The following is a 20,045-nucleotide window of genomic DNA, read 5'->3' on the forward strand; positions in this document are numbered from 1 at the left end:
ACTGCGAATTATGATTCGCCACGGCAACGCTTTAATTGTAAACTAAAAAAGACCAAGAGAAATGTTTCCTCTTGATCTTCAAAAATTCTAAGATTTCTCTTCACCAACATTAGTTGACAAAGAGCCGAAATAACTGCTTTTTGTTCCAAGCGTCAAGATTTTTTTCAGTTTTATTCTGCCAGTTCAAACTGACATGAAATCCTTTAATCATTTCCAGTAAAATCAACAGCTATTTTTCCATTCGTTGTTTTTACTGCTAATTCTTTTTCACCAGAATTTCGATTGTTTAGGCTATTTTTTCCATTTGTAGTGCTTGAAGTAATCTTAAAGTCAGCTTCATTTCCGATGATCGAGCCCTTCACTGCTCCATTCGTTGTTCCCAGCTCCAACTTTCTAGAAACAGAAAAATCATCAAAATTAATCTTTCCATTGGTAGTGGTAAAAACTGCTTCTTTTCCTGTTAAATCATTTAAGTCAATTTTCCCATTTGTTGTCTGTCCATGAATTTTTCCTGACACAGCAATACTATCCAACTCAATTTTTCCGTTTGTTGTTTCAAAATCAGCACTCTTAAGATTTAAATCTTCCGCATCTATTTTGGCATTGGTTGTTTTGACTTTTACTTGATCAATTTGGTCTTTCGGAACCTCGACAACAACGTCCAGCTTATGAAAATTAAAATTAATGTAGGAGAATAAATTAAGTCCTCTTGATTTTTCTTTTTTCTCCATCACTAATTTGTTGCCTTTTTGCTCAATATCGTAAGTAGAATAATTGTTTTCATAGTAATTGATGGTTAAAGGTTGATTTTCTTCAACACCGACAACACTTACTGTCATGTTTTTATCAGTCAACTCGATTGTTCGAATTGAATCATCCCCTGTGTACTCTTTTTCATGGTAAGAGGTTTGGCCCCCTAATGCTTGACATCCGCTTAATAAAAAGCAGCTCGAAATCCCCAAAATCGTTAAACTTAACTTTTTCATATGATTGCTCTCCTTCGTGTACTCTTTTTCATAAGTTTATTATAACGAACTAACGAAGAGAATTCATAAGTCCAGCGATGTATCTTTCGTCATACAAATGACTGATATTCTGTCATTATTTCCGAAATTGTGTGTACAGCCTGTTGATGAAGCAGCAGCTGCTGATCGTGATAGGTGATGATAGCTTTCCACAAGGCCCAGCCCATCGCGCGTAAGCGAGTCCCCTCATCACAGGGCAATGTTTTCAGGAAAAGTTCTCTTGAAGGCTGGTCAAAGAAGCTCCAAGACATTGCATAGTCACAGGCAGGATCTCCTGTACCCAGAATACCAAAATCAATAACAGCCGTTAAATGTCCGGTATTCACAAGTAAATTTCCTGGGGCAATGTCTCCATGGACCCACACCGGCGAATGCTGCCATTGTGTACGTAATGCTGCTTCCCATAAAGCTGTCAGCTTATCTGGATCATACACCTCAGATAAGTACTGAATCCCTTCTATTACTTCGTTGTTGTAAATCTGCAATTCTCCTCCCCGGTAAAAATTATGCTGGCCCGCTGCTGGTCCAGAAGAAGCGTCAATTTCTTTCAGTTCATTTAAAAAGTTCCCCAGCTCCAGTGCTAAAACCTCTGAATCTACGTTTTCTTTAGTCAATATATCGCCTTCCAACCATTGATTCACTGACCAAGGATAGGGAAAGAGTGAATCCCGCTGACCCAAAGCTACTTGAGAGGTAATTGATAAAGACAATTCTTTGCCTAGATACGGCAGCCAAGCTGCTTCTTTCTCTATTTGTGGTGCGTAGGCCTCTCCACTGGGCAAGCGAACCGTTAACTAATCGCCTAAGTGAAAGGTTCGATTATCGTGGCCGCTAAAACGGACAGGTTTGACTGCAAGATTTTTCCACTTGGGAAATTGTTTTTCAATAAGTTTTTTTACTAAAGAAACATCTATATTTAATTGTTCCATGTTATCCTCCATCTAACTAGTACCAAGTATAGACAGTGTAACATATCTAGATTAGTCAATACCAAATCATAAAATCAGTACCTGTACTTCATTATTTTAACTCCCAAAAATCGCATCACTATTCGCCAGCTTTTTTTATTAAAAAGGAATTCCAGCAGCAAGCTGCAAGTCCTTTCCTGCTTAAATCCAACGGTCGTTTTTATTTTGCTGAGCAGATGATGTTATTTCACTTTATTTTAGATATAATAAAAGAAATCATCTCAATAGGAGGAAATCGATATGGTAATCTGTATTGCGAAGCTCCATGCAAAGTCTTTGGAACACACTGCATGGAGTAAATAAAATCTGTATAAATCTTGTAGAAGATTCTATATTCGGGAGACAGTCCTATCCTGTAGGATAGACAGAAAAAGTTGAAAGACTGTCGCTTCATTCTTTTACAAAATTTATCTAGTTGTTCCAACTGACTTTGCATTCCTTTGAAAATTACAATTATTAAGGAGCAAAGTCATGTTAAATCAACAAGTACAAGAATTAAAACAACTAAAAGCTTTTATCATTTTATGGGTCACACAAGCGTTATCTTCTTTAGGGAGTTCAATGACAAGCTTTGCATTGATTATATGGATTTATCAGCAGCAAGGTTCCGCATTGACAATGGGACTGCTCACGGTTTGTTCTTATGCGCCCTATGTTCTATTAAGCATGTTTGCTGGTGCGTTAAGCGATAAATGGGATAAAAAAAAGACTATCCTGTTTTGTGATAGTATAGCCGTTGTTGGGACGCTGACTGCTTCCTGGCTGCTAAAAACAAATCAGCTGGAAATCTGGCATCTGTATTTGATCAATATTATTAATGGTCTGATGGGTGCCTTTCAGTCACCGGCTTCAGATGTGGCGATTACATTGCTAACACCCCAAAAGTATTATCAGAAAACCAGCGGTCTGCGATCATTTTCCAACTCTTTAGTCACTATTCTGACTCCGGTTTTTGCTACAATGCTGCTTTCATTTTTTAACATTGAATTTGTTCTGATTTTCGATGGAATAACCTTTTCGGCAGCGTTTATCAGCTTATTATTTTTTATCCATTTACCTCTTCTAGATGCACTCAAAAAAGATGAAGAACAGACCTCTGTTTTCCAACTGCTTAAAGAAGGTATTTCCTTTTTAAAAGAGCATTTAGGAATTCTCCAGCTAATCTTATTCTTATCTGGAATCAACCTGATTGCTTCGATGTCGGACACAGCTCTGCCTGCATTAGTTCTAACCAAATACAAGGAGCAGGAAACGGTTCTAGGCATGTTTAATGCTTTTACAGGCATTGCAAGTCTTCTTGGCAGTATTATTGTGTCTTTTCAGCCTGCCCCGAAAAAGAGAATTCGAATAATCTGCATCGCTCTTTTTATTTCGATGAGTACAGAAAATTTTATTCTTGCTTTGACTGAATCAATTCCCTTCTGGTACGTAGGAGCTGTACTCGGTTGGCTTCCAATCCCTTTTATGAGCGCCAATATGGACGTGCTGCTGAGGGAAAGAATCCCTATTGAAATGCAGGGACGTGTTTTTTCTGTCCGCAACTCACTACAGTTTTTTACTATTCCTTTAGGCCACTTGCTGGCTGGAATACTAATTGATGATGTATTTGAACCGCTCATGCGCACCAATTCGCAGCGCTTTCCAATCTTTGGAACAGGTGCCGGAGCAGGCTCAGCCTTTTTGTTATTTTTGCTAGGAATTGCCGGAATGTTGATTTGTTTTTATTTTAGTTCATTGAAGTCTATGAGAGCGCTGGATCAGCCCCTGCTTTCAGAAACCTCTTTGGCTGATCCTTCATAAATAGTTACTAGATAGGACTGGGCATGCGTCAAGCTGACGATGCTCCAGTCCATTTTACCAGTCCATTTTAAAAGTACGTATCTTTCTTTTTTACACCCATTCATCATAAAATTCCTCTAAAAAAGACAGTAGAAAATCATGGCGTTTTTGTCCAAGCTTCTTACCATGAGCCGTATGCAGCCCTTCATTTATTTTCAATAATTTTTCGTAAAAATGGTTAATGACTGTACTTCCTTTGCGGTATTCTTCTTTAGAAATGAAAGACTGAACTGGAAGTTCAGGATCATGTATCTTGTGTCCTACTGTAGCACCATAGTAGGCCGTTCGCAAAATACCTATAGCTCCTAAGGCATCCAGTCGGTCGGCATCCTGAACAATCTTCGCCTCTAAGGATAGATTCGGATTCTTTCCGTTCAATTTTTCTTTGCTGTAAGATACATTTGCGAGTACATGGAAAATGTGTTGACGTTCTTCTTCAGAAACACAGATATCTTTAAGAAAAAAAGCCAGCTTCTCGTAGGCTTCTTGCTCATCATGAACCAGCTTGTCATCAACTACATCATGAAGATAGGCTCCTGCAATAACAATAAAATCGTTACAGTCTTCCCTCTCTGCAATTTGACCTGCAAGATGTACCACTCGTTGGATATGATCCATTCCATGCCCTGTTTGATCCTCAGCCAAAACGGCAGCTGTATACCTTTCGATTCTCTGGAGCTGTTCTATTTGTCTAGTGAGCAGCATTCCTTTTCCTCCTCGTCTTTTGTTATTTATAAGTAAGCAAAAGAATTTTATCACTTGATTCATTATGATAACATACTAATCTATTTATCTCCTCTGCTTTCATTGAAGTCACATTTTTTTCTAAAAAAACGCAAGTTATTTTTTTGTGAATGTGCTATACTATTTAGAAGAATCATTTGGAAAAAGGGGAGTTATTTATGGAAGAAAATCATACAAGCAGATCATCAAGAAGGAACAGCGAATCACCTGTGCTGCTTATCTTCTTGCTTATTTTAGTATTTATTAATTCTTTAGGACTTGGTTATCTTGTTTACCGCACGTATCAATCCGATACAGGTACATCAAACGTAGGAGAGAAAATTACGAAGCTTGAAGACCAGGTAAATAAGCTTAACTCCAGTTTATCTACCGGCTCAATTAAAACAGCTTCTGGAACTGAAACAACTACCAGCACTCCGCCGGCTGCCTCCGAAGCGCTGCCGCAAACAGGTGGAGCTACAACTGAATCCTCTGTTGCTGCCCCTGAACCAACAGAGGCACCTGCAGTTGAACCAGCAGCCGAACAGCCGGCAGCAGAGCCAGCTGTGGAAGAGGTTCAGCCTCAGCCAACAACTTATGTCGTTCAGGCTGGTGACGCTCTTTCATTGATTGCTGAGCAGCATGGTCTATCACTGGAAGAACTTATGATAAAGAATAATCTTTCAGATACAAATGTCCTTATTGGAACGGAATTACTTGTACGATGAGAATGTTAAAGCATCAAGTATCACTTTTTTTAATAAATATCCTATTTTCGGATTATGTATAGAAGAGTGATTAAATGAGCAATTATGACTATTTTACAGATATGTATCAAGATAGCTACTTTCCTGATTTTCTAGTTGATAAGATTAAAGAAATTTTAAAAGGCGTAGTGGCTAGTTTAGAAAACGGCGAAACGGATATTACTGCTATCCAAGCTTCTCTTTATTCTGTTAAGCATTCGTTCCTACTCTATAATTTATCTCAGTAACAAGAAGGAATATCTTAAAATGACAGAAAACACGAATCAGCGATTAGCGAAAGAAACGCTTGGGCCATTAGCTATGACTCAAACGCTATCGCTTCTAATTCAATCAAAGATTTTAGACATATAATATTCATCTAAGAAGCGGCCATCTTGATAGATGGCTTTTCTTTTTGTGCCTTCAATTTCAAACCCGCTTTTTTTATATAAAGCCACCGCTCCTTCATTCACTGTTACTACTGTTAATTCCAAACGAGTAACCCCCATTTTTTCGGCCCAGCGGTCTAATTCCTCAAACAGCATAGTACCAAGACCTTTCCCTTGAATCGAAGGTAGTAAACCGATAACAATATAAGCCGAATGCTGAATTTTATTAAAAGCAGCTCTTTCTGCTTGAAGATATCCACCAATAGCCCCTGTGTCATCTATTGCAACAAAAAGAAAATCCTTAGCTGTTAATATCTGATCGATTCTTCTGACAGTATCTTCAACCGTTGCTATTCTTTCACCTGGCTCAAGCAGCATATATGAACTGCTCTTATCCAGCCCATGCTGCATATTTAAGAACTCCAAGGCATCATTTTGAGTAATTGGTCTAATATTCATATGTTCCTCCTTTTTACCGCAGAAAAACCAACTGATGTTTTAACTAAAATAAACGTTCTTGTTCTATCTGATATGGTTTTTGGTAATTCGTGATAATCTCGCTCATTTCATAGACTATGCCCAATTTAGTACACAAATTTTTAAAATTGTAGCTTAACTGCTCATAGTTTTCAGCAGGAAAAAAATAAGTATTTTTATAGTTCTTTTCGTATTGATCGGCAATCGGTTTTGATATTTTTTGCAGGGCATTAAAGTAATGCTCCTTTTGCCGATCTCTTAAGGTCATGCCGAACATGGGATAAATATAGTCAGCCTGTACTTCGTGTGCTTTCATAATTAAATCAGCCATCAGCTTCCAGCTGTCAGTTATATATGGAAGTACCGGCATCAAAAGAATACCGCAGTACAGTCCGTTGTCTTTACATGCTTCGATTGCTTGGAAGCGTTCGCTTGGCAAGGAAACATGTCGTTCAATTTTAGCTGCTACACGATCAATAGAAGTACTAAAGGAAAAGCCAAGATTTACTGGAGAATGTACTTGTATTTGTTTGTACTCTGCAATATCCCGTGTGAGTATCGCACTTTTCGTTGCCAGAGATATACCGAAGCCATGCTGATCAAGAAGAGTTAGAACTTTCTTGGTCAAGCCTATTTTTTTATCTAAATGATTATAGGCATCAGATGCTGCACCGAATCCGACGATTCCTTTTTTACGCTTGGACTGAAGCTCTTGATTTAAAAGAACCAATCCGTTTTCCTTATAAACCACACTATCAAAATTTTCGATTTGATAGCATTCACTTCGTGAATCACAATAAATACAGCCATGATCACAGCCACGGTACATGTTCATTGTATATTCTGTACCAAACCAGTCTGTTGTTTTTGTTTTAATCAGCATTTGCCGAGCTTCAACTGTTTTTGAGTTCATCTCTTTCTCCTCTCCCACCTATATTATCTCTATTATACAGTCTGACCTAAGGAGAGAGTCCAGCTGCTAGTCAAAAAATAGTAGAAAACGCTGATTCCAGATAGTTTCATGATACTGAATAATCTCTTCTGCAGTCCAGTTATCATTATCAAGAGTCGTAGCTGTTCCTTTCTGCATAAAAATTTTATAGCCTAATCCGTGTGCAAAGCGAATCGTTGTATCTACACAAAACTCTGTCTGAGCACCACAGATTTCCAGTGTATCAACGGATAAACCCTCTAAAAGTTTAGACAACTCTGTGTGAAAAAAAGAATTAGCATGTTTTTTTGAGACATAATAGTCTTCTTTTTTTGCCTCAAGCTCTGGGAAAAGCTGCCAGCTGTCCGTACCATAAAGCAGCTCTTCATCCTCATGTTGGATAAAAATGATTGGCATATCCCTCTCTCTGTAGCTCTTTATCCGCAGATTCACTTTTTTAAGAACCTGCTGCAGCTGAAAAAGTTTTTTAGTTTTTGTTTCTAGGCCAACCTGCAAATCAATAATAACTAGTGCTTTTTCTGTCATAAAACAACCTGCTTTCTATTCTAAACATGATTTCAACTAAAGATTCCCTTGCCATTCGATTCCCTGTGTTGTGTAGCAAGCACACCTCTATCACAAACATTCAACTAGTTATAAGGAAAGAAATATTTCATAATACCCTTTTAGTTTACATAATATAATTATCGTTAATTAAATGCTCCATATTATTTTTTATCAATTATACACATAAATCTTTTGCTACACACTAAAAAAAGTGCGGGATTTTCTTCATCCACGCACTTATGCTTTTTAACTAAGTTCCCTTTTACTCCATATATTCCAGTATTCGCTGCAGACTGAAACCTCTCCCAAACACTTCGCTGGCATTCATGGAAATAATAAAGGCATTTTCGTCAATCTGCAAGAGAGATTCTTTCAGTTTAGGGAAATCTTTTTCTTTTATTACCGTCATTAAAAGCATTCCCTGTTTCTCATGATACCCGCCTTCAATCGGAATCATCGTTACACCCTTATCTAAAATCTTTAAGAGCTCTTGCTTCATTTCTGCATATTTTGGTGAAACAACAAAAACATTCTTTGATCGAACCACACCAACCTGAATAATATCAATGACTCGTCCAATTAAAAATAAACTCATTAATGAGTATAGAATTCGATCCACATCAAAAGCCAACAATCCTGAAAAAATAATAAAACCGTCGACAATCGAAACTGAAAGTCCTAAAGGTACTTTAAAATATTTATGAATAATTTGAGCTGGAATAGCCGTTCCACCTGTAGAAGCATTCCCTCTAAAAACTAATCCCAGGCCAATTCCTGTTGCAATACCGCCATAGACAGCAGCAAGTAGTAAATTGTCAGTTAGAGTAGGTATATTAGAAGTAATCGCCACAAAAAATGGAAAAATCAGGCTGCCGTATATTGTTTTTAAACCATTTTCTTTTCCTAAAAAAATAAAGCATAAAATTAATAAAGGAATATTGATTGCATATAAAACCAGTGCAGGGTCTAAGTTGAATAAATGATTCAGCACAATACTCAGACCAGTTACACCGCCGGAGACAATCGACATCGGCAGCATAATGCTATTAATCGCTGCAGCCAATAAAAAAGACCCCACGGTCACATATAACGTATCCTTAATTGAATTTTTTAAAATAATACTTTTCATCTATAAACCCCTTTCTGAAATGTCCTTCGCTATACTACCATGTATTTAACATTTTTGTGCTGAAAATGAGAAAATTTTTAATCAAAATTATGGCTTTTTCAAAGGGACAGAACAAAAAAACATCAAATGATAATGGAAAAAGCTATAGTCAGCTTTATTCCAGTCATTCGATGTTTTTTTAGAATGAAAATTCACATTCATTTTATTCTTGATTTACGTACTCATTTACCAGCTTTTCAGCAGCTTTATAATTTGGATCCTCAGAAAGCTTTGAAAAAGTATTCAGTTGTTCCTGCAAAAAGAGCTTTCTACTCTGCTGCACTTCGTGAATATTTGCTGAAAGCTCAATTTCTGAAAAGAGATAATGATTATGCCAGTCGGTCGGCTGCAGGATAGTTGCCTGAACAGCTTGGAGCAGCAACTTTCCTGCTTCTGCGCTGTTTCCCTTATCTACCTGTTCTTGAACACTTCTATACTTGGCTAAAGATGGTGCGATCGGCTGAAAAAGCTGCTCCAGCTGCCTGGACAAATCAAGATAGGTTTTGGCTAATTTTTCGTTGCCTAACCGTTCGTTCAGCCTAATTAGGATAGCTGCTAAAGAAATCACTTCATTTACTCGTTCAAATAATCTTCGAACCGTCAATGCTTCAGCTTGTGGATACTTTTTCTTATGCTCTAAAACGCGAAGTTTCATATAGAAAGTGTCATAAGACATTTGAGGAATTTCTTGAAGTTTTTCTTCCAGCTCATCATAGCGATCCAAGGCCATAAGGATAGTTGCTCCAACATAAAGCGCACTTAAGCGTAGCTGTTCATTTTCAGAAGTGAATAGTGGACGAAAGCGTTCATATGCTTGCTGTAGACGTTTGTCAACCTCTTCTTCACTTTCAAAGGGCGTTAAAAAGCTGTATGTCCAGATTAGTTTTGCTAATTGAAAGTTTAGAGCTTCTGAGTGTGGAAACTCACGACAATAATACTGAATTCGTTCAAGTCCGGCTTGAAATGTCTGTTTTTGAAAGAGTAATGCAACTTCGTCTATGATTTTTTTGATTTCAGCTTCTGACAAGCTTAACTGATAGTCAAATAACTCATCCAGACTAACATGAAGTTGTCTGGCAAGCGGTACTAACAATTCAGTATCTGGAAGACTGCTGTTCGTTTCCCATTTACTTACAGCTCCTGCGGAAACACCCAACGCTGCGGCCAGCTTCTCTTGTGTTAGCTCCTGTTTTCTCCTATATTTACGAATCATTTCACCTAGGTTCATCATAATCCCTCCTTCATCTAAACCTTATCATAGGATTATTTTTGAAACAATGGAGAGTAAAGACAAACACCGGAGAAAAACTTAACTGTCAGTTAAGTTTTTCTCCGGCTTCCGTCGTTTATTCCATTGATGAATCTATTATGAAAAATAATCATTCTGACATTAGTTTGGACTGTAGAGAAACACATGAGTATTCCATTATTTTTTAGAAGCTATCGATTAAGCTGCCCTTAGTTTGTTTGTTTTTTCACCTGAGCTTCAATGAGGGGTTCACTTACCTTTTTATTCCAGAATTCAATCAAAGGACCAGTAAAAAATGCATTGATGACTGTTCCTACACCAACGGGTCCCCCAAAAATAAACGCAAGAATCACAAAGAAAACATCCTGGCTCACCCGAATCAGTCGATAGCTTAGATTAGTCCTGTCAACAATAATCGGAGCGATTGCATCATAAGGAGCATTTCCCAGCTTTGCAGACATGTAGAAAGATGCGCCAAATGTAAAAATGACCACACCAATTATTAAAAGGGCTGCCTGAGTAATCAAATTTAGCTCAATCGAAAATAGATTTGTATACATCCATGTAAAGAAATCAATAAAAAAACCTGTTAATACCATATTAATCACTGTACCAATACCAATGTACTTTCTGCCGAAAATAAAGACTAAAATTAGTATAACTATATTAATGATTAACTGATAAACACCTAACGAAAGACCTAATGTCTCGCCAATCCCTATATTGGCAGCTGTGTAAGGGTCTAAACCTACTTGTCCTATTCTCAGTGTTGCAGCACCAAAAGCAAGTATAGCTACGCCCAACAGAGCAAATAGTGAACGGATAATTGTTTCCTTTATATTCATTTTCATCTTTTCACCTCAAATTTTCTATACTAAGCATCTCAAAATTTTCTGCAAAAGGCAAAACATATACCCTAAATAAAAACAAATACGGGACTTAAAAAAACAGTTCCATACCTGTTTTCTTATTATTAAAATGATATTTTTTTGTTGGCAGAATTACATTAAGAAAAATCTGCCAACACTTTTTAAGTACTCAAACACAACAAGGTAATAGCTGAGGGACAAACCGCTTTGAAGTGATTTAGAAGGTATATGATTTAAACTGCATTGCATCGAGTAATCGAATTGGCGGTTTTTACCAAATCGTTTCCGCTAGGCTGTTCAGGTCGTTACGTCAAGTTCTCTGATCCATATAAAAGGACTTGAAACAAACCAGAAATTTTCTGGTTGATATTCCAAGTCCACAATTTTATTCAGTTTCCGGCATTTAATTCAAAAAATGTTTACTTCCCATTGATATCTGCCAAGGCAGCTTGAGCCAGCAGATTCAGGTAGTTCCAAGGTCTATCAAAATGAGGCTGGAAGAAGAAATCTGAAAGAGCCAAGTCTTCAACAGTCATTTTATTTTGAACAGCTAGAGATAAGGTGTTTGCAGACTGTGTAATGTCATATTTAGACATTAATTGTCCTCCGACGATCCGGTTTGTATCCTTCTCATAGACCAGTTCCATCATAACATTTTCTGTGGTCGGCATGAATTCAGGACGATAATTATCCTCCATATAAGTTGCTTCAACTTCCAGTCCGTTCAATGCAGCACTTTCCATTGTTACACCTGTTGAACCAATTTTCCAGCCGAACAAATACAAACCAGAAGTACCTTGGGTTCCACGATAAGCTAGTCTGTTTTCAGTCAAATTATAGCCAACCAGCATCCCTTGGCGAACAGCATTCGTCGCTAAAGGAATGTAGTTTTTTGTATCACTAGGATTATAGTGTACTACTGCACTATCTCCTGCGGCAAAAATATCAGGATTGCTTGTGTGCATATATTCATCAACAACTAGTGCACCGTTTGGCAGCATCTCTACTTTACCATCTAGTAAAGAGGTATTAGGTTTGAAACCAACACACATAATCACCATATCCGCATCAAATTCTTGACTTGGTGTGATGACTTTTTCTACTTTACCATCAGCACCTGTTTTAAATTCCTGAACATTTTCTCCTAAAGCCAACTGAACACCACGGTCAACTAACTCTTGCTCTAAAACATCGGTAAAACGCTTGTCCAAGTATTTATTCAAAATACGGTCTAAACCATCAATCAATGTTACCTGCTTGCCGGACTCGACAAAGGCTTCTACCAATTCGATTCCGATATAACCGCCGCCGACAACTACGACTTTCTGCGCATCTTTTGCTTTCTCTATAATCACATTTGCCTGATTATAGTTTTTACATAATAGAATATTCTCAGAGTCAATTCCTGGAATTGGCGGTATAATCGGCCAAGAACCTGTTGTCATAACTAATTTATCATAAGAAATTGTTTCCACGCTGCCAGTTTTCAAATCCTTAGCAACGACTTCTTTTTTATCAACATCAATTGATTCCACTTCATGCTCCATGTTCACTTTAGCACCAAGTGAAGCCAGCTCCTCTGGATTGGAATAAAATAGTCCTGAAGCATCCTTCACAACGCCTCCAACATACAAAGCAATCCCGCATGATAAAAACGATACATTATCATTGCGTTCATAAACAGTTACTTCAGCCTCCGGATGATTTGCCAGAATGTTTTTTACTGCTGCGGTACCTGCGTGAGTACAGCCGACAACTACAACTTTCATTAAAAATTCCCCTTCTCTCAACAGTTTAGTTTTCTTGCAACCTATTAAAGGTTTACATTAAAACTATAGCAAACTGATAATTATTATTCGATATATGTGCTTGTGAATTCAAAATTATTTTTTCACAAACTAACAAAAAATTGTTCCTATTTTCATGTGATAAAGATTCACGATTTTTATAATAATGATTAAATCAACAAAAAAAGCTTAGAGAATCATTTCTCTAAGCTTGTGAAAGTCACGCCTAATCAGCAACTGCAGCGATAACTTCAATCTCAATTAGCACATCTTTTGGCAATCTAGCTACTTCAACAGCTGAACGTGCAGGTAATTTCGTTGAGAATGCCGCCGCATACACTTCATTAAATGCAGCAAAGTCATTCATATCTTTTAGAAAACAAGTCGTTTTCACGACCTGGTCAAAAGAACTGCCTGCTTCATCAAGAATTGCCTGAATATTTTTTATTACCTGTTTTGTCTGCGCTTCAATCGTTTCCCCTACGATTTCCCCTGTTGCAGGATCCAGCGGTACTTGACCGGAAGCAAACAACAAGCCGTTAACAATATTTCCCTGAACATAGGGTCCAATAGCTTTCGGAGCATTTTCGGTATGTATTTTTATAATCATCGCTTCTTTCTTACTCCTCTTCCTTTAGTTTTTGACAGTCTGGGCAGAGCCCATAGAGCTCTAAGCGGTGCTCGTTGATCTCAAAACCTGTTAAACGGCTTGCAGCCATCTCAACATCTTCTAGTCCGGGATAATGAAAATCTACGATTTTACCACAGTTTTGACAGATTGCATGATAATGTTTTTTTGAACCAAAGTCAAAACGGCTGGAAGCATCTCCATAGCTCATCTCCTGTACAAAACCAATTTCTGTAAAGAGTCTCAAATTATTATATACAGTAGCAACACTCATGTTGGGAAAACGACTTTCTAATGATCGGTAGATTTCGTCAGCAGTTGGATGCGTGTGATTTTCAATAAGATATTCCAAAATAGCATAGCGCTGTGGAGTGATACGAATATTGGCTTCTTTGAGTTCAGCCATTGCATTTTTAACTAAAATATTATCCATTGATAAACCCCTCCTTTTATTAAATAATACTATTTATAATCTAGCTTGACAAGAAATTATGCCGAAAATAGCGGAAAACCGCTAATAATTCATCGATTTCTTAGTAATCAAAAAATATATGTAATAAATAAAATACTAAATAGATAAAAAAACAAAGGTTAACCTTTTAATTTAGAAAGCGATATCAGTAATTTAGAAAAACTTTCTTTTCATCTCACTTCTTTTTACGTAATAACATAGGAATCAGGAAAAACTAAAATAAGCCGACAACGAAATAGCTGTCGGCCATATATTGTTTGTAAATCATTTAAAATAGTTTTTGCTGTTAATTATCTTTAGTATATAAAGCAGTTGAAAGATAGCGCTCGCCGTTATCTGGAATAACTGTCAACACTTTCTTGCCTTTTCCTAGTTTTTTAGCCGTTTCAATTGCTGCTTTAATGGCTGCTCCAGCTGAAATCCCTACAAGCAGCCCTTCTTTTTCAGCTGCTTGTCTAGCAGTTTCCATTGCATCATCACTGCTGATTGCCAAGATATCATCATAAACAGCTACATCAAGAACTTCAGGAATAAAGCCAGCGCCAATCCCTTGAATTTTGTGAGGTCCAGGAGCTCCCCCTTCTAAAACGGGTGATTCTGTTGGCTCAACAGCAATCACTTTAATATCTGAATAAATCTGTTTCAGTTCATGACCAACACCAGTAATCGTACCGCCTGTGCCAATTCCTGCCACAAAAGCATCCAGACCAATATCTGCGAAAGCATCACTTATTTCTTTACCAGTCGTTTTCTCATGAATTGCTGGATTGGCCGGATTCTCAAACTGCAAAGGCATAAAGTAGCCATTTTGTTCAGCAAGCTCTGTTGCTTTTGCAATAGCACCCTTCATCCCTTCTGCTCCAGGTGTTAGAATCAGTTCAGCACCATATGCCTGAATCAGCTGACGGCGTTCCACACTCATTGTATCTGGCATAACAATGATTACCTTATAACCTTTAGCAGCACCAACCATTGCTAATCCAACGCCGGTATTTCCACTTGTAGGCTCAACGATTGTTCCGCCTTCTGATAGCTTCCCATCTTTTTCGGCTTGTTCAATCATGCTCAAAGCAATCCGGTCTTTTACACTGCCGCCGGGATTAAAGAATTCCAGCTTTACATAAACCTCAGCAGCCTCTTCAGGTACAATTCTTTGAAGCTGAACAATTGGTGTTTTACCTATCAATTCAGTAACAGATTTAGCAATTTTTGTCATACGTACTTCCCCCATCTAAAATAGTAGCTTTAATCAATAATAGCCCATTTTTTGAAATCACGCCATTAGTTTGCTATAGTTAAGCAGATATACTTGAACTTTATTTATTTTTAATAATTATAGTGTATAGTTGAAAAAACAGCTGAAAAAAATGAACAAGGAGTAAATCTATGGAGATTGTAAATATTAGTCCCCGCGGCTACTGTTATGGTGTTGTGGATGCAATGGTAATTGCCAGAAACGTTTCATTAGATGAAACACTGCCACGCCCCATCTATATATTAGGAATGATTGTCCACAACCAGCATGTTACTGAGGCCTTTGAAAGCGTCGGCATTCAGACCTTGGACGGGCAAAACCGGGAAGAAATATTAGCTCAGGTTGACTCAGGCACGATTATTTTAACTGCACATGGTGTCTCACCAAAGATTAAGGAACTTGCTCAGGCAAAAGGACTTACCGTCATTGATGCGACTTGTCCGGATGTAACCATCACCCATGAACTGATTGAACAAAAAACTTCAGCAGGCTATGATGTGCTCTATATAGGGAAAAAAAATCATCCTGAGCCAGAAGGCGCGGTTGGTGTTGCTCCTGATCAGGTACATCTGATTGCAGCTGCGGAAGACATTACTGCATTAGACTTTCCTAAAGATAAAAAACTATTTTTGACGAATCAGACTACTATGAGTCAATGGGATGTATTGGATTTAATCGAGCTGGTTAAAGAAAAGTTTCCTTGGATAGAAATCCATCAGGATATCTGTAAAGCTACTCAAGTACGCCAAGAAGCTGTTGTTGAACAAGCACAAGGTTGTGATTTAACGATTGTTGTTGGAGACCCCAAAAGCAACAATAGCAACCGGCTAGCTCAAGTTTCTGAACAACAGGCGAATGTCAAAGCATACAGAGTATCTGATGTTACAGAGATTCAGCCTGAATGGCTTAAAAAGGTCAATAAGGTGGCTGTGACAGCTGGCGCTTCTACACCCACACCGATTGTTCGTGAAGTTCTTGATTACCTAACCCATTTTGATTTTGACGACGTTACTACTCATCGAAGAGAGAGTACAGTGACCGAAGCCGCCATCCTCCCTCGTCCGCGAAGGAAAGATATTACTAAAAACAGAGAGCGGCGCTTAGAAGAATTACGAAGCGGCAGCCGCTAAGCAAAAAGACAGAAAGTCCTTTGAACGCTTCATGAAATTTAGCGTTTAGTCTAAGTTTCATGAACAGTTACTTGGCTTTCTGTCTTTTTTTTCTTTTGTTAACGAACTTCAAGAACCTGTCCTACAGTAATCATATCACTTGATAAGCCATTTAAAGCCATCAACTGATCCACCGTTAACCCATAGCTCTCTGCAATTCCCCACAGGGTATCGCCGGAATTTACTGTATAATTGGAAATGCCTGATTCTGCGTAAATCACTGCCTGATTTTCAGCAGCAGTTGAATAATAGCTATAACCCGCCGTTCCTGTATCAAACCTTGTTAAAGCATATGCTTCAATCAGCCAATTTAACTTTTGCGCATAATCAGGATCTGTTGCATAAGTACCGGTCAATGCAGCAGTTGCATCCATATAGCTGCTTGTATTACTTTTCCATACACCTGCATAGTGATAATCCCCATAGCCTGAAACAGCCGACAAAATCACATTGGCATGATCCTGAAAGGATTCATAATAAGAAGAATAAACTCTAAAAGGTTCAGCGGCGATTAACCATTCATCATTAAGGTATTCTGAAGTGGTCATATAAACAGTTTGTCCCATGTAGCTTCCCTTCACACCAAAAAGATTGTAATTTGGTGCTGCTGCCAATTGAGAATTGCCATAGCTGCTTTCGAGCAATGCTTGAGCAATCATTACTGAAGCGTACAAATCATTGGCACTAGCCACAGATGAAGCAGAATAACCGATTGATTCAATGAAGCTTTCTGGAGAAACGGAAGATATTTGTTCATATTCAGTTGCTTCAACTTCTTCAGAACCAGCAAATACTCCGCCAATTAATGGAACAGATAATAAAGCAACTCCCATGCCGGAAGTAAAGCGGTGACGGTTCTTTTTCTTTTGAATCGTTCTTTTCACATGCCTGCTGCTTCGTGTTTCACATTTTTCCATTCACTTTTTTCCTCCTCAAACTGATAACGTAGTATTAGTTTAAAATGATTTGAAAAAAGAAACAACGATATAGAATCAGAAAAGAATAATTTAAAGGAATAGAAATTTTTTTGTAATATTTTTGTTTTCATATAAATAAATTCATTTTTTTATTTGAGTATTATATAGACGATGTTTTTACGAGTTTAAAATAAGCAAATAAAAATAATAACTAATGTTACTATTTCAATAAGATTACAAGTAAAACAAAGTCGAAAATCTCTACTTAAAACCAGTTGGCAGATATTTGGAGATTCAAATAAAAAAACCTGAAACAAAATCAGAGATTTTCTGCATTTTGTTCCAGGTTCTTGTGTTCTATTCTGTTTTTACGCTTACCATGACCATAGGGCTAAAATTAGTCATTCGTCTATTAGTTAATTTTAGAATTATAATGCTGTGTATTTTTCAACAACATTTTCAACAGTAAAGCCGAATTCTTTCAGTACAATGTCGCCTGGTGCTGACGCACCGAAATGGTCAATAGCGATTATCGCTCCATTACCAACATAACGCTCCCAGCCAAATGGCGAAGCAGCTTCGATAGCGACACGCTTTGTCACTTCTTTTGGTAAAACAGCTTCTTTGTATTCAGCTGATTGTTGTTCAAACAAATCAAAGCTTGGCATGGAGACAACAGAAACATCTTTTCCTTGTTCAGCTAAAGCTTTTTGTGCTTCAACAGCTAAATTCACTTCAGAGCCTGTAGCGATGAGAATACCTTCCGGCTTCGCTCCTTTTTGAGGAGAAATAACATAGGCACCCTTAGCAACTGTTTCAACTGCATTTTCCTTTGTTCCTTCAATCACCGGCAAATTTTGACGGCTCAATACAAGGATTGTTGGTTTGTCGGTTGTTGTCATCGCAATTTTCCAGGCCGCAACTGTTTCATTGCCGTCTGCTGGACGAATTACTTGGACACCTGGCATACAACGAACACTTGCCAGCTGTTCAATTGGTTCATGTGTTGGACCATCTTCCCCAACGGCAACTGAATCATGAGTTAGAACATAAGTTACTGGTGTGTGTTGAATTGCAGCAAGTCTGATAGCTGGACGCAGATAATCGGTAAATACAAAGAATGTACCACCGTAGACTTTTGTTCCGCCATGAAGCTGAATGCCGTTCATCGCAGCTGCCATCGCAAATTCACGAACACCAAACCAAATATTACGACCTTCGTATTGTCCAGGTTCAAAGTCTTTTTCTCCTGCAACCATCGTATTATTCGATGCTGAAAGATCGGCTGATCCACCCCAGAAGCTTGGTACAGCTTTAGAAATCGCATGAATTGTCTCTTTACTTGTCACTCGGCTTGCAGCACTGCTGCCTACTTCGTATATTGGTAACTCTTTATCCCAATTTTCAGGCAGCTTCCCAGAAAACGCTTCTTCATATTGTTTAGCAAGCTCCGGATGAGCATTACGATAGTTTTTAAACATTTCGTTCCATTTTGCTTCTGCCTTTTCTCCTTCAGCAATCATTGCTTCTTTAAAGCGTTCCGCAACTTCCTCTGGAACAGAAAAATCAGGAGCCTCCCAGCCATAGACAACTTTCGCTGCATCAATTCCTTCTTGACCAAGTGGAGCGCCGTGAACAGCCGATGTGCCTTCTTTAGGAGAGCCGTAGCCGATAACTGTCTTCACTTCAATCAATGTTGGTTTATCGGTTTCTGCCTTCGCTTCCTCAATTGCTTTCGAAATTGCTTCCAGATCATTACCGTCTTTTACTAGAATATGCTGCCAGTTATAAGCTTCAAAACGAGCGCCTACATTCTCAGTAAATGCTTTTGAAGTAGGGCCGTCTAGAGAGATATCATTCGAATCATACAACACAATTAACTTGCCCAGTTTCATATGACCAGCCATCGATGCAGCTTCTTGAGAAACGCCTTCCATCAAATCGCCGTCCCCGCATAATGCATAGGTGAAATGGTCTACAACCGGGAAACTGTCTCGGTTATAAACTGCTGACAAATGTGCTTCCGACATTGCCATCCCAACAGCCATAGCAATTCCTTGTCCAAGAGGACCAGTTGTCGCTTCCACGCCGTCTGTATGTCCGACCTCCGGATGTCCAGGTGTCTTGCTGTCCCATTGGCGGAACTGCTTCAAATCATCAATCGTAACCTGATAGCCAGATAAATGAAGCAAGCTGTATAACAATGCAGAGCCATGACCAGCTGATAACACAAATCTGTCGCGGTCAGACCAGTTTGTTGAGGTCTTTGGATTTACTTTTAGATGCTTCGTCCATAATGCGTACGCCATTGGCGCAGCTCCCATTGGTAGACCCGGATGTCCGGAATTCGCCTTTTGGATTGATTCGATGCTAAGCATACGCACCGTATTAACACCAAGTTGATCAGTTTTGTCGAACAAAAAAATCATCTCCTATTTAGGTTTTTTTTACCTTTATTAAATCCATTGTACCTTAAGTTATTTATGAAAGCAATTACTTTTGGTAAAAAGAACTATAATTAATCGCGATTATGCAGTCCTTTTTCCTTTTGAATTTGTTTCAGTTTTTCAGGAGTCACGTCGTTTCCTTTCGGATCAACAACTTTCATTCCCTCTATATGATGGCGCATTCCTTTACGAAAGGTCTGCAGGTATTCTTCTCTAAGCTGCTTTTGCTCCTTTATTTCCGCAGAGGTTAGTTCCCTCTCTTTCTTCTTACGGGCCAGCTCATTGATTCGAGCTAGTTTTTCTTTTGACAGCATGCTACGTTCCTCCTTTATCAATCATTCTTATCTTATAAGAAGCCGGCAAAAAAAACAACTATCTTTCTCTCTAAAAAAGACGAACGCTTGTTTGATTTAAAAAGA

At 38.3% G+C, this 20,045-nt stretch carries 21 protein-coding genes; 4 read left to right on the forward strand and 17 right to left on the reverse strand.

All coding sequences use genetic code 11. The features are described 5' to 3' along the window. Positions 1-203: 203 nt before the first annotated feature. The 3 genes from ACYSNQ_RS13640 to ACYSNQ_RS13650 all read right to left on the reverse strand — a co-directional run bounded on the left by ACYSNQ_RS13640 (position 204) and on the right by ACYSNQ_RS13650 (position 1,954). Positions 204-986 (reverse strand): DUF4097 family beta strand repeat-containing protein, encoded by a 783-nt coding sequence (locus ACYSNQ_RS13640; protein ID WP_426084129.1) that lies wholly within the window; start codon positions 984-986, stop codon positions 204-206. Between the two features lie 89 nt (positions 987-1,075). Continuing rightward, entirely contained in the window at positions 1,076-1,807 is a 732-nt protein-coding gene (locus ACYSNQ_RS13645; protein WP_426084130.1) for an aminoglycoside phosphotransferase family protein, read from the reverse strand. Between the two features lie 12 nt (positions 1,808-1,819). Further along, entirely contained in the window at positions 1,820-1,954 is a 135-nt protein-coding gene (locus ACYSNQ_RS13650; RefSeq protein ID WP_426084131.1) for a hypothetical protein, read from the reverse strand. 510 nt (positions 1,955-2,464) lie between these two features. On the opposite strand from ACYSNQ_RS13650, the gene ACYSNQ_RS13655 reads away from it, so the two are divergent. After that, positions 2,465-3,793, forward strand: a complete 1,329-nt coding sequence (locus tag ACYSNQ_RS13655) for an MFS transporter (protein ID WP_426084132.1) — start codon at positions 2,465-2,467, stop codon at positions 3,791-3,793. Positions 3,794-3,883: 90 nt separating this feature from the next. On the opposite strand, the gene ACYSNQ_RS13660 is transcribed toward ACYSNQ_RS13655, so the two are convergent. Continuing rightward, positions 3,884-4,519: an HD domain-containing protein gene (locus ACYSNQ_RS13660; RefSeq protein ID WP_426084226.1), complete on the reverse strand. Its 636-nt coding sequence runs from the start codon at positions 4,517-4,519 to the stop codon at positions 3,884-3,886. Positions 4,520-4,734: 215 nt separating this feature from the next. Here ACYSNQ_RS13660 and ACYSNQ_RS13665 point away from each other — a divergent pair, with 215 nt between their 5' ends. Together ACYSNQ_RS13665 and ACYSNQ_RS13670 are read left to right on the forward strand one after the other, a co-directional pair. Beyond that, on the forward strand, positions 4,735-5,283 hold the full coding sequence (locus ACYSNQ_RS13665; RefSeq protein WP_426084133.1) for a LysM peptidoglycan-binding domain-containing protein: 549 nt from the start codon (positions 4,735-4,737) through the stop codon (positions 5,281-5,283). Between the two features lie 74 nt (positions 5,284-5,357). Beyond that, positions 5,358-5,549 carry a DUF5713 family protein gene (locus tag ACYSNQ_RS13670; RefSeq protein ID WP_426084134.1) on the forward strand — a complete coding sequence of 64 codons (192 nt, stop codon included), beginning with the start codon at positions 5,358-5,360 and terminating at the stop codon, positions 5,547-5,549. A 99-nt stretch (positions 5,550-5,648) separates the two neighbouring features. Here ACYSNQ_RS13670 and ACYSNQ_RS13675 read toward each other — a convergent pair whose 3' ends face one another. From ACYSNQ_RS13675 to cysK, 10 genes are all read right to left on the reverse strand, one after another. Continuing rightward, positions 5,649-6,149: a GNAT family N-acetyltransferase gene (locus ACYSNQ_RS13675; protein WP_426084135.1), complete on the reverse strand. Its 501-nt coding sequence runs from the start codon at positions 6,147-6,149 to the stop codon at positions 5,649-5,651. 43 nt (positions 6,150-6,192) lie between these two features. Further along, the gene (locus ACYSNQ_RS13680) at positions 6,193-7,080 is read right to left on the reverse strand and encodes an SPL family radical SAM protein (protein ID WP_426084136.1); all 888 of its coding nucleotides are present in this window, start codon (positions 7,078-7,080) and stop codon (positions 6,193-6,195) included. A gap of 66 nt (positions 7,081-7,146) precedes the next feature. Further along, positions 7,147-7,644: a cysteine hydrolase family protein gene (locus ACYSNQ_RS13685; protein ID WP_426084137.1), complete on the reverse strand. Its 498-nt coding sequence runs from the start codon at positions 7,642-7,644 to the stop codon at positions 7,147-7,149. 283 nt (positions 7,645-7,927) lie between these two features. Then, a complete protein-coding gene (locus ACYSNQ_RS13690) occupies positions 7,928-8,794 on the reverse strand; it encodes a YitT family protein (protein WP_426084138.1) in 867 nt (288 codons plus the stop codon). 202 nt (positions 8,795-8,996) lie between these two features. Then, positions 8,997-10,061 (reverse strand): helix-turn-helix domain-containing protein, encoded by a 1,065-nt coding sequence (locus ACYSNQ_RS13695; protein WP_426084139.1) that lies wholly within the window; start codon positions 10,059-10,061, stop codon positions 8,997-8,999. A gap of 230 nt (positions 10,062-10,291) precedes the next feature. Beyond that, positions 10,292-10,927, reverse strand: a complete 636-nt coding sequence (locus ACYSNQ_RS13700; RefSeq protein WP_426084227.1) for a YczE/YyaS/YitT family protein — start codon at positions 10,925-10,927, stop codon at positions 10,292-10,294. Between the two features lie 443 nt (positions 10,928-11,370). Further along, the gene (locus ACYSNQ_RS13705) at positions 11,371-12,720 is read right to left on the reverse strand and encodes an NADH oxidase (protein ID WP_426084140.1); all 1,350 of its coding nucleotides are present in this window, start codon (positions 12,718-12,720) and stop codon (positions 11,371-11,373) included. Positions 12,721-12,964: 244 nt separating this feature from the next. Beyond that, positions 12,965-13,348, reverse strand: coding sequence for a RidA family protein (locus ACYSNQ_RS13710; RefSeq protein WP_426084141.1), 384 nt, complete (start codon positions 13,346-13,348; stop codon positions 12,965-12,967). A 10-nt stretch (positions 13,349-13,358) separates the two neighbouring features. Beyond that, the gene (perR, locus tag ACYSNQ_RS13715; protein WP_426084142.1) at positions 13,359-13,799 is read right to left on the reverse strand and encodes a peroxide-responsive transcriptional repressor PerR; all 441 of its coding nucleotides are present in this window, start codon (positions 13,797-13,799) and stop codon (positions 13,359-13,361) included. A 325-nt stretch (positions 13,800-14,124) separates the two neighbouring features. Beyond that, entirely contained in the window at positions 14,125-15,054 is a 930-nt protein-coding gene (gene cysK / locus ACYSNQ_RS13720; protein ID WP_426084143.1) for a cysteine synthase A, read from the reverse strand. Positions 15,055-15,224: 170 nt separating this feature from the next. On the opposite strand from cysK, the gene ACYSNQ_RS13725 reads away from it, so the two are divergent. Beyond that, positions 15,225-16,223 carry a 4-hydroxy-3-methylbut-2-enyl diphosphate reductase gene (locus ACYSNQ_RS13725; protein ID WP_426084144.1) on the forward strand — a complete coding sequence of 333 codons (999 nt, stop codon included), beginning with the start codon at positions 15,225-15,227 and terminating at the stop codon, positions 16,221-16,223. Between the two features lie 98 nt (positions 16,224-16,321). Here the strand turns inward: ACYSNQ_RS13725 and ACYSNQ_RS13730 are convergent, their stop codons facing one another. The 3 genes from ACYSNQ_RS13730 to ACYSNQ_RS13740 form a co-directional block, all read right to left on the reverse strand. Next, positions 16,322-17,179, reverse strand: a complete 858-nt coding sequence (locus tag ACYSNQ_RS13730; protein WP_426084145.1) for a glucosaminidase domain-containing protein — start codon at positions 17,177-17,179, stop codon at positions 16,322-16,324. Between the two features lie 428 nt (positions 17,180-17,607). Further along, a complete protein-coding gene (gene tkt, locus ACYSNQ_RS13735) occupies positions 17,608-19,599 on the reverse strand; it encodes a transketolase (RefSeq protein ID WP_426084146.1) in 1,992 nt (663 codons plus the stop codon). Positions 19,600-19,697: 98 nt separating this feature from the next. Then, positions 19,698-19,940, reverse strand: coding sequence for a DUF896 family protein (locus ACYSNQ_RS13740; protein WP_426084147.1), 243 nt, complete (start codon positions 19,938-19,940; stop codon positions 19,698-19,700). Positions 19,941-20,045: the final 105 nt, after the last annotated feature.

The organism is Enterococcus sp. LJL51, assembly GCF_054871795.1.

Coding starts and splice junctions, on each gene's coding strand:
- ACYSNQ_RS13680 (WP_426084136.1), bottom strand. CDS start 7,080: ATGAACTCAAAAACAGTTGAAGCTCGGCAAATGCTGATTAAAACAAAA.
- ACYSNQ_RS13740 (WP_426084147.1), bottom strand. CDS start 19,940: ATGCTGTCAAAAGAAAAACTAGCTCGAATCAATGAGCTGGCCCGTAAG.
- ACYSNQ_RS13705 (WP_426084140.1), bottom strand. CDS start 12,720: ATGAAAGTTGTAGTTGTCGGCTGTACTCACGCAGGTACCGCAGCAGTA.
- ACYSNQ_RS13685 (WP_426084137.1), bottom strand. CDS start 7,644: ATGACAGAAAAAGCACTAGTTATTATTGATTTGCAGGTTGGCCTAGAA.
- cysK (WP_426084143.1), bottom strand. CDS start 15,054: ATGACAAAAATTGCTAAATCTGTTACTGAATTGATAGGTAAAACACCA.
- ACYSNQ_RS13655 (WP_426084132.1), top strand. CDS start 2,465: ATGTTAAATCAACAAGTACAAGAATTAAAACAACTAAAAGCTTTTATC.
- perR (WP_426084142.1), bottom strand. CDS start 13,799: ATGGATAATATTTTAGTTAAAAATGCAATGGCTGAACTCAAAGAAGCC.
- ACYSNQ_RS13675 (WP_426084135.1), bottom strand. CDS start 6,149: ATGAATATTAGACCAATTACTCAAAATGATGCCTTGGAGTTCTTAAAT.
- ACYSNQ_RS13695 (WP_426084139.1), bottom strand. CDS start 10,061: ATGAACCTAGGTGAAATGATTCGTAAATATAGGAGAAAACAGGAGCTA.
- ACYSNQ_RS13730 (WP_426084145.1), bottom strand. CDS start 17,179: ATGGAAAAATGTGAAACACGAAGCAGCAGGCATGTGAAAAGAACGATT.
- ACYSNQ_RS13670 (WP_426084134.1), top strand. CDS start 5,358: ATGAGCAATTATGACTATTTTACAGATATGTATCAAGATAGCTACTTT.
- ACYSNQ_RS13650 (WP_426084131.1), bottom strand. CDS start 1,954: ATGGAACAATTAAATATAGATGTTTCTTTAGTAAAAAAACTTATTGAA.
- ACYSNQ_RS13690 (WP_426084138.1), bottom strand. CDS start 8,794: ATGAAAAGTATTATTTTAAAAAATTCAATTAAGGATACGTTATATGTG.
- ACYSNQ_RS13640 (WP_426084129.1), bottom strand. CDS start 986: ATGAAAAAGTTAAGTTTAACGATTTTGGGGATTTCGAGCTGCTTTTTA.
- ACYSNQ_RS13665 (WP_426084133.1), top strand. CDS start 4,735: ATGGAAGAAAATCATACAAGCAGATCATCAAGAAGGAACAGCGAATCA.
- ACYSNQ_RS13700 (WP_426084227.1), bottom strand. CDS start 10,927: ATGAATATAAAGGAAACAATTATCCGTTCACTATTTGCTCTGTTGGGC.
- ACYSNQ_RS13725 (WP_426084144.1), top strand. CDS start 15,225: ATGGAGATTGTAAATATTAGTCCCCGCGGCTACTGTTATGGTGTTGTG.
- ACYSNQ_RS13710 (WP_426084141.1), bottom strand. CDS start 13,348: ATGATTATAAAAATACATACCGAAAATGCTCCGAAAGCTATTGGACCC.